At 71.4% G+C, this 14,749-nt stretch carries 11 protein-coding genes; 4 read left to right on the forward strand and 7 right to left on the reverse strand.

What is annotated here, in order from left to right; all coding sequences use genetic code 11:
* Nucleotides 1-34: 34 nt before the first annotated feature.
* Nucleotides 35-601, reverse strand: coding sequence for an Rv3235 family protein (locus FDM97_RS36980; RefSeq protein WP_349775375.1), 567 nt, complete (start codon nt 599-601; stop codon nt 35-37).
* Nucleotides 602-877: 276 nt separating this feature from the next.
* Between FDM97_RS36980 and FDM97_RS04935 the strand changes: the two genes are divergently transcribed.
* Both FDM97_RS04935 and FDM97_RS04940 read left to right on the forward strand, forming a co-directional pair.
* A complete protein-coding gene (locus FDM97_RS04935) occupies nt 878-1,384 on the forward strand; it encodes a DUF6912 family protein (RefSeq protein WP_137989036.1) in 507 nt (168 codons plus the stop codon).
* 36 nt (nt 1,385-1,420) lie between these two features.
* Complete coding sequence (locus FDM97_RS04940) at nt 1,421-2,125, forward strand: HAD family hydrolase (RefSeq protein ID WP_137989037.1); 705 nt, start codon at nt 1,421-1,423, stop codon at nt 2,123-2,125.
* Between the two features lie 372 nt (nt 2,126-2,497).
* On the opposite strand, the gene FDM97_RS04945 is transcribed toward FDM97_RS04940, so the two are convergent.
* On the reverse strand, nt 2,498-3,052 hold the full coding sequence (locus FDM97_RS04945) for a DJ-1/PfpI family protein (protein WP_137989038.1): 555 nt from the start codon (nt 3,050-3,052) through the stop codon (nt 2,498-2,500).
* Between the two features lie 408 nt (nt 3,053-3,460).
* Between FDM97_RS04945 and FDM97_RS04950 the strand changes: the two genes are divergently transcribed.
* Nucleotides 3,461-8,452 carry an NAD-glutamate dehydrogenase gene (locus FDM97_RS04950; RefSeq protein ID WP_137989039.1) on the forward strand — a complete coding sequence of 1,664 codons (4,992 nt, stop codon included), beginning with the start codon at nt 3,461-3,463 and terminating at the stop codon, nt 8,450-8,452.
* Between the two features lie 67 nt (nt 8,453-8,519).
* Here the strand turns inward: FDM97_RS04950 and FDM97_RS04955 are convergent, their stop codons facing one another.
* The 3 genes from FDM97_RS04955 to FDM97_RS04965 all read right to left on the reverse strand — a co-directional run bounded on the left by FDM97_RS04955 (nt 8,520) and on the right by FDM97_RS04965 (nt 11,660).
* Nucleotides 8,520-9,650 (reverse strand): glycosyltransferase family 87 protein, encoded by a 1,131-nt coding sequence (locus tag FDM97_RS04955; RefSeq protein ID WP_137994663.1) that lies wholly within the window; start codon nt 9,648-9,650, stop codon nt 8,520-8,522.
* A gap of 308 nt (nt 9,651-9,958) precedes the next feature.
* Nucleotides 9,959-10,729 carry an ABC transporter ATP-binding protein gene (locus FDM97_RS04960; protein WP_137989040.1) on the reverse strand — a complete coding sequence of 257 codons (771 nt, stop codon included), beginning with the start codon at nt 10,727-10,729 and terminating at the stop codon, nt 9,959-9,961.
* The gene (locus FDM97_RS04965) at nt 10,722-11,660 is read right to left on the reverse strand and encodes an ABC transporter permease (protein ID WP_137989041.1); all 939 of its coding nucleotides are present in this window, start codon (nt 11,658-11,660) and stop codon (nt 10,722-10,724) included. Before FDM97_RS04965 ends, FDM97_RS04960 begins: the two co-directional genes overlap by 8 nt.
* Nucleotides 11,661-11,776: 116 nt before the next feature.
* Here FDM97_RS04965 and FDM97_RS04970 point away from each other — a divergent pair, with 116 nt between their 5' ends.
* The gene (locus FDM97_RS04970; protein ID WP_137989042.1) at nt 11,777-12,382 is read left to right on the forward strand and encodes a TetR/AcrR family transcriptional regulator; all 606 of its coding nucleotides are present in this window, start codon (nt 11,777-11,779) and stop codon (nt 12,380-12,382) included.
* A 135-nt stretch (nt 12,383-12,517) separates the two neighbouring features.
* Here the strand turns inward: FDM97_RS04970 and FDM97_RS04975 are convergent, their stop codons facing one another.
* Entirely contained in the window at nt 12,518-13,447 is a 930-nt protein-coding gene (locus tag FDM97_RS04975) for a carbohydrate ABC transporter permease (protein ID WP_254705505.1), read from the reverse strand.
* Complete coding sequence (locus FDM97_RS04980; RefSeq protein ID WP_137989043.1) at nt 13,444-14,748, reverse strand: carbohydrate ABC transporter permease; 1,305 nt, start codon at nt 14,746-14,748, stop codon at nt 13,444-13,446. Before FDM97_RS04980 ends, FDM97_RS04975 begins: the two co-directional genes overlap by 4 nt.
* Between the last annotated feature and the right edge of the window lies 1 nt (nt 14,749).

The following is a 14,749-nucleotide window of genomic DNA, read 5'->3' on the forward strand; positions in this document are numbered from 1 at the left end:
GGTCGGACACCTGTCGGGGTGGCCGGCCCCTTCGTCATGCGCGGGCTTTCTGCGCGGGCACGCGCGCGTGGAGGCCGTCCAGCTCGACGGCGGCGCAGCGCCAGCGGCGGTCGGCGCCGAGCTCGAGCCGGAAGGCCATGGCGCGTACGCCCTGGCCGGTGGCGATGCTGGCGAACGCCTCCATGGCACCCGGGCCGGACTGGACGCGGCAGCTGCGGAGGACGGGGCGGGTGCCGTGACCCCCGAAGGGGGTCACGGGGGCGAGCTGGACCAGCTGCTCGTACGCCTCGCCCACGGTCTGGCCCAGCATCCAGTGAACGGGGCGCCGGCCGCTCAGGACGAGCAGGAGGCGCTCGGCGAAGTGCGCGTGCGTGGGGAGCACCTGCGGCGCCGTACGGACGCGTGACGCGGTGCCGGGGCGGGCGCCCGCGGAGCCGCGGGGGCCGGTGCCGGCCGGGCCGCGAGGCGCGGAACGGGGGCGGGGGGTGCGGGGGCGGGTGGCGGCCGTGGGCGCGGGGGCGGATGTGGGGGTGGGCGTGGGGGTGGGCGTGGGTGTGGGCGTGGCGCCCGGGGTGCGGTTCGTCGTGGCGGTGGTGTTCATGGGGGTCCCCGTTCCCTTGCGCCCGGTGGTCTACCGAGCGGTAACTTCTGTTGGGGATCTTGTACGGGCGTGCTCGGCGCTCCCGCAAGAAGCCGTCAGGGCCCGGGCGGCCGTCCGGAAGGTTCACCTATCAGAGTGAGGGGCCGGTCTTCCGGGTCTGTCGGCGCGGGGCGCGGGGATGCGTCAGGTGGACCGGAGAGAGCGCGGCCCGAGGACCCCGAAGGGGGACTCCCGCACGTATCCTGAGGGCGTTTCCGACTACGAAAGCGGCCAGCCATGCGCGTGTACGTCCCCCTGACCCTCCCCGGTCTCGCACAGGCGCACAAGACGGGCGAGATCGGCCCCGGCCCGCTGACCGCGTACGCCGTCACCCCCGCCCTGCGCGAGTGGTACGTCTCCGACGACATCGAGGAGCTCGAGTACGCGGCGCTCAGCCGGGCCGCGTCCGCCTCCCTGCGCCTGCTCGCCGGGGACCCCTCGGCCGCGCGGCGCCGGATCGTCGTCGCCGTCGACGTACCGGACAAGGAAGCGATCGTCGACCCCGACCGGGGCCTGGACGCCGGCTCGGTGGGGGAGGTCCGGATCGCCGGAGCCGTACCGCTGGCCAAGGCCGCTGCCGTGCACGCCGACGCGGACGACGCCGAGGCGGACGTCTCGGCGGCGGCGGACGCGCTGGGGGCGGCGGACCTGGGCGACGACGACGCGCAGTTCACGGTGGACGGGGCGGAGGACCACGAGCTGCTGTGGTTCGGGGTGCAGGAGATCCCGGGGCTGCTGGCCTGACCCCGTCCTGTCAGCGGGTGCCGGTACCGTCTTCGCATGGGGAAGCACGGGAAGCACGGGCAGCACGGGAAGCGCCGTCGGCGCGGGAAGCACCTGGTCTGGGACTGGAACGGCACGCTCCTCGATGACATCGAAGCGGTCATCGGGGCGACGAACGCGGCCTTCGCCGAGCTGGGGCTCGAGCCGATCACGCTCGCGCGCTACCGGGAGCTGTACACGGTGCCGGTGCCGAAGTTCTACGAGCGGCTGATGGGGCGGCTGCCCACCGAGGCCGAGTGGTCGCTCATGGACGGGATCTTCCACCGGCACTACTGGCAGCGGGCCGAGGACTGCGGGCTGACGGCCGGGGCGGCGGAGCTGCTGGCGGCGCGGCAGGAGTCCGGGCTCACGCAGTCGCTGCTCTCGCTGGCGCCGCACGCGGATCTGATACCGCTGGTGCGGCGGCACGGGATCGAGGAGCGGTTCGTGCGGGTGGACGGGCGGGTCGGGTCCTCGACGGAGGGGAAGTCGGCGCACATGGTCCGGCACCTGGAGGCGCTGGCGGCGGTTCAGACGGTCCAGGTCGACCGGGTGGTCGTGATCGGTGACGCGGCGGACGACGCGCGGGCGGCGGCGCACGTGGGGGCGCGGGCGGTGCTGTACACCGGGGGGTCGCACAGCCGGGCGTCGCTGGAGGCGGCGGGGGTGCCGGTCGTGGACTCGCTCGCGGAGGCGGTCGCGGTGGCGGAGGAGCTGGGGTAGGGGGCGGTGCCGGGCGGTGCCGGGCGCGTTCGGGTGCGGGCCGGTGGGGGGTGCGCCCGGCCTTCGGCCGGGCTGGGGTTCCCACCCGCACGCCCGTGCGGCTCAGATGTTGTCTGCGGGCCTCCCTGTGGGAGCGCAGCGCCGTCGGCGGCCGCGGGGCGGTGGGCAGGGAGAGGCGCTCTCCGGCGACGGCTCGGACGGCGGCTGCAAGCCGTGGGGGTGCGCCTGGCCGTCGGCCGGGCTGGGGTTCCCACCCGCACGCCCGTGCGGCTCAGATGTGTCTGCAGGCCTCCCCGTGGGCCCGCAGCGCCGTCGGCGGCTGCCGGCCCGCGGTGGGGGCGCGGCGCCGTTGGTGGTCGCCCCGGGGCCCCGTCAGGCCTTCGCGCGGAGGAGCTTCAGGAATTCGCGCATCCAGGTCGGGTGGTCCGGCCAGGCGCGGGAGGAGACCAGGAGGCCGTCGACGACCGCTGCGGTGTCCTGGAAGCTCGCGCCCGCCGCCTGCATGTCCAGTTCCAGGGCCGGGTACGCCGTGACCCTGCGGCCCTCCAGGCCGCCGATCGCCGCCGTCAGGAGCGGGCCGTGGCAGATCTGGGCCACCGGCTTGTCCGCGTCGAAGAACGACTTGAGGATCTTGCGGAGCTCCGGGTCGTTGCGGAGGTACTCCGGCGCCCGGCCGCCCGGGATCACCACCGCCACGTAGTCGCCCGGATCCACCTCCGAGAACGCCAGGTCGGCGGGCCAGGTGTACCCCGGCTTCTCGGTGTACGTGTCGTAGCCCGGCTCGAAGTCGTGCACCACGAACCGCAGCTGTTTGCGCGCCGGCGCCGCGATGTGGACCTCGTACCCCTCCTCGAGAAGCCGCTGGTAGGGGTACATGACCTCCAGCGATTCCGCCGCATCCCCTGTCACGATCAAGATCTTCGCCATGGCGACTCCCGGATCCCAGTGGTGTACCCACCACGCTGCCCGCCGCGGGCTGCTTTGCCAAGAGGACATGTGTCGCTGTCCATAACGTCAAACTTCCACCCCCTCTTTTGTACACATACGGACCATGACGGCCCGGGGGTGGAGAGCGATAGGCTTTTCCCGTGATCAGCGCGATACGCCGTGGGGGCAGCGAAGCCCCCGGCCTCCGCTCGGTCCGCGACAGCGGCCGGGCCGACAGGGCGTTCGCCGACTCTCCCGTCACGAGCGCGACGCCAGAAATGGCCGATAACGGCTCGGACATCTCTCATCGCGGCATAACGTCGACTCCGACCGGTAGTACCGCGTCGTGGCGTTGTGTCCTTTCTTCCACCGACGTCACGCAACGGCGCGCGACAGGAGCCAGAGGACATGCAGACCAAGCTGGACGAAGCCAAGGCCGAGCTGCTCGCACGGGCCGCCCGGGTAGCTGAGACCGGTCCGGTCGGGGGGCAACTTCCGACGGGGCCCGAGAACGGGGAGCGCCCGGACAGGGACACCCTGATCGACTACCTCCAGCGCTACTACCTGCACACCGCCCCCGAGGACATCGCCGACCGTGACCCGGTGGACGTCTTCGGCGCCGCTCTCTCGCACTACCGGCTCGCGGAGAACCGCCCCCAGGGCACCGCGAACGTCCGCGTCCACACCCCGACGGTCGAGGAGAACGGCTGGACCTGCAGCCACTCCGTCGTCGAGGTCGTCACCGACGACATGCCGTTCCTCGTCGACTCGGTCACCAACGAGCTCTCCCGCCAGGGCCGCGGCATCCACGTCGTGATCCACCCGCAGGTCCTCGTCCGCCGCGACCTGACCGGCAAGCTCATCGAGGTCCTGACCACCGAGCTCAGGGGCGAGCTGCCCCACGACGTGCTCACCGAGTCCTGGATCCACGTCGAGATCGACCGCGAGACCGACCGCGCCGACCTGAAGCAGATCACCACCGACCTGCTGCGCGTGCTGTCCGACGTCCGCGAGACCGTCGAGGACTGGGAGAAGATGCGCGACGCCGCGCTGCGCATCGCCGAGAACCTGCCCGACGAGCCCACCGCCGACGATCTGCGTCCCACCGAGGTCGAGGAGGCCCGGGAGCTGCTGCGCTGGCTCTCCGCCGACCACTTCACCTTCCTCGGCTACCGCGAGTACGAGCTGGTCAACGGAGACGCGCTGGCCGCCGTCCCCGGCACCGGCCTCGGCATCCTGCGCTCCGACCCGCAGCACAGCGGCGCGGACGACCACCACGCCCACCCCGTCTCGCCGTCCTTCAGCCGGCTGCCCGCCGACGCCCGCGCCAAGGCGCGCGAGCACAAGCTGCTGGTCCTCACCAAGGCCAACAGCCGCGCCACCGTGCACCGCCCCTCGTACCTCGACTACGTGGGCGTGAAGAAGTTCGACGCCGAGGGCAACGTCATCGGGGAGCGCCGCTTCCTGGGCCTGTTCTCCTCCGCCGCGTACACCGAGTCCGTCCGCCGCGTGCCGGTCGTCAGCCGCAAGGTCCAGGAGGTCCTGGACGGCGCCGGCTTCTCGCCCAACAGCCACGACGGCCGCGACCTGCTCCAGATCCTGGAGACGTACCCGCGCGACGAGCTCTTCCAGACCCCGCCCGACGAGCTGCGCGAGATCGTCACCAGCGTCCTGTACCTGCAGGAACGCCGCCGGCTGCGGCTCTACCTGCGCCAGGAGGAGTACGGCCGCTTCTACTCGGCCCTGGTCTACCTGCCGCGCGACCGCTTCAACACCACCGTCCGCGAGCGCCTGACCGACATCCTCAAGGAGGAGCTCGGCGGCACCAGTGTCGACTTCACGCTCATGAGCACCGAGTCGGTGCTCACCCGGCTGCACTTCGTCGTGCGCGTCGCGCCCGGCACCGAGCTGACCCACCTCACCGACGCCGACAAGGAGCGCATCGAGGCCCGGCTCGTCGAGGCCGCCCGCTCCTGGGCCGACGGCTTCGCCGAGGCCCTCAACGCGGAGACCGGCGAGGAGCGCGCCGCCGAGCTGCTGCGCAAGTACGGCAACGCCTTCCCCGAGGGCTACAAGGCCGACCACTCGCCGCGCGCCGCCGTGGCCGACCTGGTCCACCTGGAGCAGCTGAGCCGCAGCGGCAAGGAGTTCGCGCTCTCGCTGTACGAGCCGGTCGGCGCCGGCCCCGGGGAGCGCCGCTTCAAGATCTACAAGTCCGGCGACCAGATCTCCCTCTCCGCCGTGCTGCCGGTGCTCAACCGGCTCGGCGTCGAGGTCATCGACGAGCGTCCGTACGAGCTGCGCTGCGCCGACCGCACGCACGCGTGGGTCTACGACTTCGGTCTGCGGATGCCCTCCCCGACCGCCAACGGCCAGTCCTTCTCCGAGGACGCCCGTGAGCGGTTCCAGGAGGCCTTCGCCGCGACCTGGACCGGCGAGGCCGAGAACGACGGCTTCAACTCGCTGGTGCTCAGCGCCGGGCTGAACTGGCGCGAGGCGATGATGCTGCGCGCCTACGCGAAGTACCTGCGGCAGGCCGGTTCGACGTTCAGCCAGGACTACATGGAGGACACCCTCCGTAACAACGTCCACACCACCCGGCTGCTCGTCTCCCTCTTCGAGGCCCGGATGTCCCCGGAGCGCCAGCGCGCCGGCAGCGAGCTGATCGACGGGCTCCTGGAGGAGCTGGACGGCGCCCTCGACCAGGTCGCGAGCCTGGACGAGGACCGGATCCTCCGCTCCTTCCTCACCGTCATCAAGGCGACGCTGCGGACGAATTTCTTCCAGAGCGCCAGCGAGGGAAGCGACAACAGGGGCCAGACGACGGACGGCGAGCAGCCGCACCCGTACGTGTCGATGAAGTTCGACCCGCAGGCCATCCCCGACCTCCCGGCGCCCCGCCCGGCGTACGAGATCTGGGTGTACTCGCCGCGCGTCGAGGGCGTCCACCTGCGCTTCGGCAAGGTCGCCCGAGGGGGCTTGCGCTGGTCCGACCGCCGTGAGGACTTCCGTACCGAGATCCTCGGCCTGGTCAAGGCGCAGATGGTGAAGAACACCGTCATCGTGCCCGTCGGCGCCAAGGGCGGCTTCGTCGCCAAGCAGCTCCCGGACCCGTCCCTGGACCGCGACGCCTGGCTGGCCGAGGGCATCGCCTCGTACAAGACGTTCATCTCGGCGCTGCTCGACATCACCGACAACCTGGTCGCGGGCGAGGTCGTCCCGCCGGTCGACGTGGTCCGCCACGACGAGGACGACACCTACCTCGTCGTCGCCGCCGACAAGGGCACCGCGACCTTCTCCGACATCGCCAACGACGTCGCCGTCAGCTACGGCTTCTGGCTCGGCGACGCCTTCGCCTCGGGCGGCTCGGCCGGCTACGACCACAAGGGCATGGGCATCACCGCCCGCGGCGCCTGGGAGTCCGTCAAGCGGCACTTCCGCGAGCTCGGCCACGACACCCAGACCCAGGACTTCACCGTCGTCGGCGTCGGCGACATGTCCGGTGACGTCTTCGGCAACGGCATGCTGCTCTCCGAGCACATCCGCCTGGTCGCGGCCTTCGACCACCGCCACATCTTCATCGACCCGACCCCGGACGCGGCCGTCTCGTACGCCGAGCGGCGCCGCCTCTTCGAGCTGCCCCGCAGCTCCTGGGCCGACTACAAGACCGAGCTGCTCTCCGCGGGCGGCGGCATCCACCCCCGTACCGCCAAGTCGATCCCGGTCAACGCGCAGATGCGCGCGGCCCTCGGCATCGAGGCCGGCATCACCAAGATGACCCCGGCCGAGCTGATGCAGGCGATCCTCCACTCGCCGGTCGACCTGCTGTGGAACGGCGGCATCGGTACGTACGTCAAGTCGTCCGCCGAGTCGCACACGGACGTCGGCGACAAGGCGAACGACTCCATCCGCGTCAACGGCGAGGACCTGCGGGTCAAGGTCGTCGGCGAGGGCGGCAACCTGGGTCTGACCCAGCTCGGCCGTATCGAGTTCGCCCGCAAGGGCGGCCCCGACGGCGCGGGCGGCAAGGTCAACACCGACGCCATCGACAACAGCGCCGGCGTGGACACCTCCGACCACGAGGTGAACATCAAGATCCTGCTCAACGGGCTCGTCTCCGAGGGCGACATGACCGTGAAGCAGCGCAACAAGATCCTCGCCGAGATGACGGACGAGGTCGGCGCGCTCGTGCTGCGCAACAACTACGCGCAGAACACCGCCCTGGCCAATGCCATCGCCCAGTCGCCGTCCCTGCTCCACGCCCACCAGCGCTTCATGCGCCGCCTGGGCCGTGACGGTGCCCTGGACCGTTCGCTGGAGTTCCTGCCCAACGACCGGCAGATCCGCGAGCTGCTCAACAACGCCAGGGGCCTGAGCCAGCCGGAGCTCGCCGTCCTGCTCGCGTACACCAAGATCACGGTGGCCGACGAGCTGATCGGCACCGAGCTGCCGGACGACCCGTACCTGCGCGGGCTGCTGCACGCCTACTTCCCGACGCAGCTGCGCGAGAAGTTCCCCGACGCGATCGACGCGCACGCCCTGCGCCGCGAGATCATCACCACGATCCTGGTCAACGACACCGTCAACACCGGTGGCTCGACCTTCCTGCACCGCCTCCGCGAGGAGACCGGCGCGTCGATCGAGGAGATCGTCCGCGCGCAGACCGCCGCCCGCGCCATCTTCCGGCTCGGCGCGGTCTGGGACGCCGTCGAGGCGCTCGACAACCGGGTCCCGGCCGATGTCCAGACCCGGATGCGGCTGCACTCCCGCCGTCTGGTCGAGCGCGGTACGCGCTGGCTGCTCGGCAACCGGCCGCAGCCGCTCCAGCTCGCCGAGACGATCGACTTCTTCGGGGAGCGCGTGGAGGAGGTCTGGGCCGAGCTGCCGCAGCTGCTGCGCGGCGCGGACCTGGAGTGGTACCAGTCGATCCTGGACGAGCTGACGGGCGTGGGCGTTCCGGAGGAGCTCGCCCTGCGGGTCGCCGGCTTCTCCTCCGCCTTCCCGACGCTCGACATCGTCGCGATCGCGGACCGGACCGCCAAGGCCCCGATGGCGGTCGCCGAGGTCTACTACGACCTGGCCGACCGGCTGCGGATCACCCAGCTCATGGACCGGATCATCGAGCTGCCGCGCGCCGACCGGTGGCAGTCGATGGCCCGCGCCTCCATCCGCGAGGACCTGTTCGCCGCGCACGCCGCCCTCACGGCGGACGTGCTCTCGGCGGGCAACGGGAGCGCGACGCCGGAGGAGCGGTTCAAGTCCTGGGAGCAGAAGAACGTGGCGATCCTCGGCCGGGCGCGCACCACGCTGGAGGAGATCCAGGGCTCGGAGACCTTCGACCTGGCGAACCTGTCGGTGGCGATGCGGACGATGCGTCAGCTGCTGCGTGCGCACAGCTAGCCGGTACTGAGGTGTGAAGGGGCCCCGCCGGTCTTCCGGCGGGGCCCCTTCGCCGTGGTCTTCTGTTTCAGGCGGGGACGGCGACCGCCGAGGTCCACAGGCGCCGCGCGGCCAGCAGCGCCGCCGCGAGCAGCAGCCCGTTGCGGACCACCATCACGGCCACACCCGGCCAGGAGCCGGCCACCACCTCGTCGTAGAGGACCGGGTACGCGAGCGAGCTCAGCCCGGCCGTCGGCAGGAGCAGCAGCGCCACGGGACGCATCACGGTCCGCCGGGAGGTCAGACAGACGGCGGCGAGGCCGAGGAGCCAGATCATGTACTGGGGGCTGATCACCCGGCTGGTGACGGTGAACAGCAGTACGGCGGCGAGGGCGGCGTCCAGCGGGGTCGCCTCGTTCCAGGTGCGCGCCCGCACCCGCCACAGCAGCAGCCAGACGAAGGCGAGGACTGTCAGGAGCAGCGCGACCCGGCCCACGCTGGAGACGTACGGGCCGACGTACTCGAAGGCGCCGTAGCGGTACTGGACCCTGCCCGGCCAGCTGCCCGTCGCCCTGGCCAGCGCCAGCGCGGTGCCGCCCAGCGACTCGATCTGGACGCCGCGGCCGCCCTGCTGGCGCAGGAAGCCGAGCGAGTGCGAGAAGCAGAGCGCGAGCGTGGCGAGGAGGGCCGCGGCGGTGGCGGCGGCGGAGATCCAGGCATCGCGGGTGGTACGGCCCCGGGGGGTGCCGATCAGGGTGAGCACCGGCCACACCTTCACCAGCGCGCCGAGCCCGGCGAGCACCCCGCCGAGACGGTGCCCGGCGGCCGAGCGGGTCGTCAGAGCGAGCAGGGCGAGCACGGCGAGGGCGGTGACCTGGACGTCGTACCGGGCGAGGGGGATGTGCAGGAGCAGCGGGAGTCCGCAGACCCATACCCAGGCGCCGTGCGTGACGCGGTCACTGTCGGCGCGGGCGAGCGCGAGGGTGACGGCGGCGTCGGCGAGGAGGGTGAGGGCGACGAAGGCCTGGAAGTAGGTGAGCCAGGGCAGCACGCCGGGGGACATGATGACCAGTCCGGCGCCGGGCGGGTACTGCCAGGTGACGTCGTTCACGGGGAAGGTGCCGTGGGCGAACTGCCGGTACCAGAACTGGTAGAGGACGTACACCTCACGTCCCACGCCGCCCACGCCCAGGCTGTCGCGCAGGAGGAGCAGGAGCATGCCGGCCCGGGTGACGGCCCAGACGACGGCGAGGGCGAGGGCGGGGCCGCGGCCGACCCAGACGAACGTGGCCGAGGTGAACGTGTCCGACTCGAAGGGGGAGCCGGTGAGGCGGGTGGGCGCGGGAGCGCAGGGCGGTCCCGGCTCGGGTCCCGGTTCGGGTCCCGGTTCGGGGCCGCGTTCACCGTCGGGTTCACGGTCGGGTTCACGGTCGGGTTCGGGTTCGGGCTGGGGCGGCGGGGTGCGGTTGCGATGCGTCGTCATCGAAACCGCACTCTATTGCGGTTTGGGTGGTTATGAGCGCTTTGTCAGCCCTTCTTGGTGAACGCCTCGTACGCCGCCACCACCTCCTTCGCCGGTCCGTCCATCCGCAGGGTGCCCGCCTCCAGCCACAGGGCCCGGTCGCAGGTCTCGGTGATGGTCGAGTTGGAGTGGGAGACGAGGAAGACGGTGCCCGCCTCGGCCCGCAGCTCGTCGATGCGTTCCTGGCTGCGGCGGCGGAACCTCGCGTCGCCCGTGGAGAGCGCCTCGTCGATCAGCAGCACGTCATGGCTCTTCGCCGCGGCGATGGAGAAGCGCAGCCTGGCGCCCATGCCGGAGGAGTAGGTCCGCATGGGCAGCGAGATGAAGTCGCCCTTCTCGTTGATCCCGGAGAAGTCCACGATGTCGTCGTAGCGGGCGTCGACCTCCGCGCGGGTCATACCCATCGCGAGCCCGCCCAGGATCACGTTGCGCTCGCCGGTCAGATCGTTCATCAGGGCCGCGTTCACCCCGAGGAGGGAGGGCTGGCCGCGAGTGTAGATCCTGCCCTCGTTGACGGGCAGCAGACCGGCCACCGCCTTCAGGAGGGTGGATTTCCCTGATCCGTTCGAACCGATCAGGCCAATCGCCTCACCTCGGTACGCGGCGAAGCTGACGCCCTTGACCGCGTGGACCTTGCGGGCGCCGGGGGTGGTGGCGCGCCGGGAGAAGATCCGGCTGAGCGCGGCGGTGGCGCTCCCCTTGCCGGTGCGGGGGCCGTTGACGGTGTACGTGATGTGGACGCCGTCGGCGACGACGGTGGGGGTCTGCTCAGCCACGGCCGTAGGTCTCCTCTGCCTTCCAGAAGTAGATGAATCCGCCCACGAAGGCCACCAGCGCCCAGCCGGCGGCGAGCGCCCAGACGTGCGGCGGCAGCAGCTCGGCGGTGTAGCTCTCGATGAGCGCGAAGCGCATCAGGTCGATGTAGACGGCCGCCGGATTGCCCTGGAGAAGGGTGATCACCGTGTCCGGGAGCCGGCCGCTCCGCGCCAGGTGCTGGATCGACCACATGGCGCCGGAGACGTACATCCAGGTGCGCAGCAGGAACGGCATGAGCTGCGCGATGTCCGGCGTACGGGCGGCGAGCCGAGCCATGACGAGCGCGACCCCGGCGTTGAACAGCGCCTGGAGGAGCAGAGCGGGGGCGGCGAGGAGCCAGCTCCAGCGGGGGAACTCGCCGAAGCAGAACAGGATCGCCACCAGCGCGCAGAGCGAGAGGGCGAGCTGCTGGAGCTGTTGCAGCGCGAGGGCGAGGGGAAGGCTCGCGCGGGGGAAGTGCAGGGCGCGGACGAGGCCGAGGTTCCCGCTGATCGCGCGCGTGCCGGTCATGATCGACTGCGAGGTGAAGGTCCAGACGAAGATGCCGGTGATCAGGAACGGCACGTAGTCCGGGATGTCCTGCTGGACGTTCATCAGGACGCCGAAGATCAGGTAGTAGACCGCCGCGTTGAGGAGCGGGGTCATCACCTGCCAGACCTGGCCGAGCTTCGCGTGGCTGTACTGGGCGGTGAGCCGGGCGGTCGCGAACGCGGCGATGAAGCCACGGCGCGACCAGAGCTGTCCGACGTAGGCCGGGAGGCTGGGGCGCGCGCCGCTGACGGAGAGGCCGTGGCGCAGGGCGAGCGCGCGCAGGTCCTCTTGGGGCCCGGAGTCGGGTTTCGTGAGCGTCTCGGTGGTCACGAGGTCGCTTTCGGCGAGGGTGCAGGGCATCGCTGACGATGGAACGGGTCCGTATCGTCGCTACGGGGAGAGTAGGGCGAGCGTGCGTCGCAACGCAACCGTATCGTCGTGACGTCGCCGGCGCGCGGTTGGCTAGGATCCCGGTCATGACGACACCCCCCGGGTCCCCCCGCCGCGCCCCCGCGGGAGCCGCCGTGCTCCGGGAGGACGTGACCGAGGCCATTCGCGCCGCCGTCTTCGAGGAGCTGGCCGCCGTCGGGTTCGCCCGCATGTCCATCGAGGGCATCGCGCGCCGCGCGGGCGTCGGCAAGACCGCCGTCTACCGCCGCTGGAAGTCCAAGCTCTCGCTCGTCCTCGACCTCGTCGGCGCCTTCGCCACGCAGGGACTGCCGGCGCCGTCGACCGGCTCGCTGTACGGGGACGTGCGCGCGCTCCTCGAGGTCGCCTCGCACGCCCTGCGCCACCCCGTGGCCTCGCAGGTCATCCCGGACCTGCTGGTGGAGGCCGCCCGGCAGCCCGAGATCGCCGAGGCGATCAGGGCGGCCCTGCTCGACGGCCAGCAGGGCGTGGTCGCCCAGGTCGTGCGCGAGGCCGTGGACCGCGGCGAACTGCCCGAGGGCGCGGACCCGGCCCGCGCCCTCGACCTGGTCGTGGGGCCGCTCTACTGGCGGCTGGTGGTGGTGCGCGGGGAGCTGCCGAAGGGGTACCTGGACGACCTCGCGCGCTCGGCGGTCGCGGCGCTCACGGCGTAGACGCGAGCACGAGTACGCGTGCGGGTGCGGGTGCGGGTGCGGGTGCGGGTGCGGGTGCGGGTACGGGTACGGGTACGGGTACGGGTACGCCGCCCCGTACCCGTACCGCCGTACCCGTAACGCCGTCCGGCGGGGCTACTTCACCGCGCCCGCCATCACCCCCGAGACGAACTGCCGCTGGAAGGCGAAGAAGACCGCCAGCGGAATCACCATCGACACGAACGCACCCGGCGCGAGCACGTCGATGTTGTTCCCGAACTGCCGGACCTGCTGCTGCAGCGCCACCGTGATCGGAGGGGACTCGGAGTCCGCGAAGATCAGTGCGACCAGCATGTCGTTCCAGACCCACAGGAACTGGAAGATGCCGAGCGAGGCGATCGCCGGCCCGCCCAGCGGCATCACGACCCGGGTGAAGAGCCGGATCTCGCCCGCCCCGTCCAGCCGCGCCGCCTCCAGCAGTTCGCGCGGAATCTCCGCGAAGAAGTTCCGCAGCAGGAAGATCGCGAAGGGCAGCCCGAAGGCGGTGTGGAAGAGCACGACCCCGAGCGTCGTCTCGAAGATGCCGACCGTGCCGAAGAGCTTCGAGACGGGCACGAGCGCGACCTGCACCGGGACCACCAGGAGACCGACGACCAGCAGGAACCACCAGTCGCGGCCGGGGAAGTCCAGCCACGCGAAGGCGTACCCGGCGAGCGAGCCGATGACGACGACCAGGACCGTGGCCGGGACGGTGATCAGGACGGTGGAGACGAGCGAACCGGTGATCGTCTCGTTGGAGAGGATCGCGGAGTAGTTCTCGGTGGTCAGCTGGGCGGGGGAGGTGAAGACCTGCCACCAGCCGCTCTCGCTGATGTCGGCCGGGCCGCGCAGCGAGGAGAGCAGCAGACCGACCGTCGGCATCAGCCAGAACAGGCCGACGAGGACGAGGAAGACCCGCGCGGCGCCGCCCGCGGCGCGGGCGGCCAGCCGAGAGCCCAGGCCGCCTCCGCTCGATCCGTTCGAAGCGTTCGATCCGTTCGAAGCGTTCGGGGCGCTCGGAGCATTCGAAGCGTTCGATGCCGTCATCGCCGGGCCTCCCTTCGCATCCGGCGGATGTTGAAGACCATCACCGGCAGCACGAGCAGGAGCAGCACGACGGCGATGGCGGAGCCGACCCCGAGATCTGCGTCCGTACCGAACGACGAGCGGTACAGCTGCAGGGCGAGGACGTTCGCGTCGTCCTGGGCCGACCCCGGCGCGATGATGAAGACGAGGTCGAAGACCTTCAGCACGTTGATCACGAGGGTGACCAGGACGACGGCGAGGACCGGCGCGAGGAGCGGGACCGTGATCCGGCGGAAGACCTGCCACTCGTTCGCCCCGTCGACGCGGGCGGCCTCCAGCAGTTCACGGGGCACGCTCGCGAGACCTGCCGCGATCAGGACCATCGCGAACCCGGCCCACATCCACACGTAACTCCCGATGACCGCGGGCGTGACGAGCGAAGGGCCCAGCCATTCCACGCCGTTGTACTGCTCGCGGAAGTTGCTCGCGGGCAGCCGCAGCAGGGCCCCGTCGGCCTCGGCGGCCGGGAGAACGAACGAGCCGTCGGCCGCCACCGTTGTGGACGCGACCACCGTCCCGTCCTTCACCGCCTCGACGCGCAGCCCCTTGAGACCCAGCTCCTTCGGGTCGACCGCGTTCGCCTTCCCGCCGCCGCCCTTGGTGAAGTCGAGCCAGGCGACGCCGGTGATCCGGCCTTCCTGGAGCGGCGGTTCGTGCGCCGGGCGGGCGTCCTTCGGCATCTGCGCCGGAGCGACGCCGATCAGCGGAAGCCGCGCCGTCTCTCCCGTACGGACCGGGCTCTTGGTGACGTACGCACCACCGCCCGCCGCCTCCAGGGGGTGGACCGGAAGCGGGCGCGCCCGTGGGAAGACGGACGACTCGGCGAACGTGTCGTGGACGCCGACCCAGACGGCGTTGGCGACGCCCCGGTCCGGATCCTGCTCGTACACGAGCCGGAAGATGATCCCGGCGGCCAGCATCGAGATGGCCATGGGCATGAAGACGATCAGCTTGAACGCCGTGCCCCAGCGCACCCGTTCGGTCAGCACCGCGAAGATCAGGCCGAGGGCGGTGGCGACGGTCGGGGCGAGGACCGCCCAGATCGCGTTGTTCTTGACGGCGGTGAGGATGGTGTCGTCGGTGAAGAGCTCGATGTAGTTGTCCAGGCCCGCGAAGGAGTCCCCGGACTTGTCGAAGAAGGAGCGCTGGACGGAGTACCCGATGGGGTAGACGACGAGCGCGCCGAGCAGCAGCAGAGCGGGGAGCAGGAACCCCGCCGCCACCGCCCTGCGCGTGCCGGTGACACTGTGCCGGGAGGCCACG

It is taken from the genome of Streptomyces vilmorinianum (genome assembly GCF_005517195.1).
Classification (GTDB): domain Bacteria; phylum Actinomycetota; class Actinomycetes; order Streptomycetales; family Streptomycetaceae; genus Streptomyces; species Streptomyces vilmorinianum.

Excerpts from the sequence above, each read along its gene's own strand:
- FDM97_RS04940 (WP_137989037.1), top strand. The coding sequence starts at position 1,421 with ATGGGGAAGCACGGGAAGCACGGGCAGCACGGGAAGCGCCGTCGGCGC.
- FDM97_RS36980 (WP_349775375.1), bottom strand. The coding sequence starts at position 601 with ATGAACACCACCGCCACGACGAACCGCACCCCGGGCGCCACGCCCACA.
- FDM97_RS04945 (WP_137989038.1), bottom strand. The coding sequence starts at position 3,052 with ATGGCGAAGATCTTGATCGTGACAGGGGATGCGGCGGAATCGCTGGAG.
- FDM97_RS04935 (WP_137989036.1), top strand. The coding sequence starts at position 878 with ATGCGCGTGTACGTCCCCCTGACCCTCCCCGGTCTCGCACAGGCGCAC.
- FDM97_RS04965 (WP_137989041.1), bottom strand. The coding sequence starts at position 11,660 with ATGCCCTGCACCCTCGCCGAAAGCGACCTCGTGACCACCGAGACGCTC.
- FDM97_RS04950 (WP_137989039.1), top strand. The coding sequence starts at position 3,461 with ATGCAGACCAAGCTGGACGAAGCCAAGGCCGAGCTGCTCGCACGGGCC.
- FDM97_RS04975 (WP_254705505.1), bottom strand. The coding sequence starts at position 13,447 with ATGACGGCATCGAACGCTTCGAATGCTCCGAGCGCCCCGAACGCTTCG.
- FDM97_RS04955 (WP_137994663.1), bottom strand. The coding sequence starts at position 9,650 with ATGCTCCTGCTCCTCCTGCGCGACAGCCTGGGCGTGGGCGGCGTGGGA.
- FDM97_RS04970 (WP_137989042.1), top strand. The coding sequence starts at position 11,777 with ATGACGACACCCCCCGGGTCCCCCCGCCGCGCCCCCGCGGGAGCCGCC.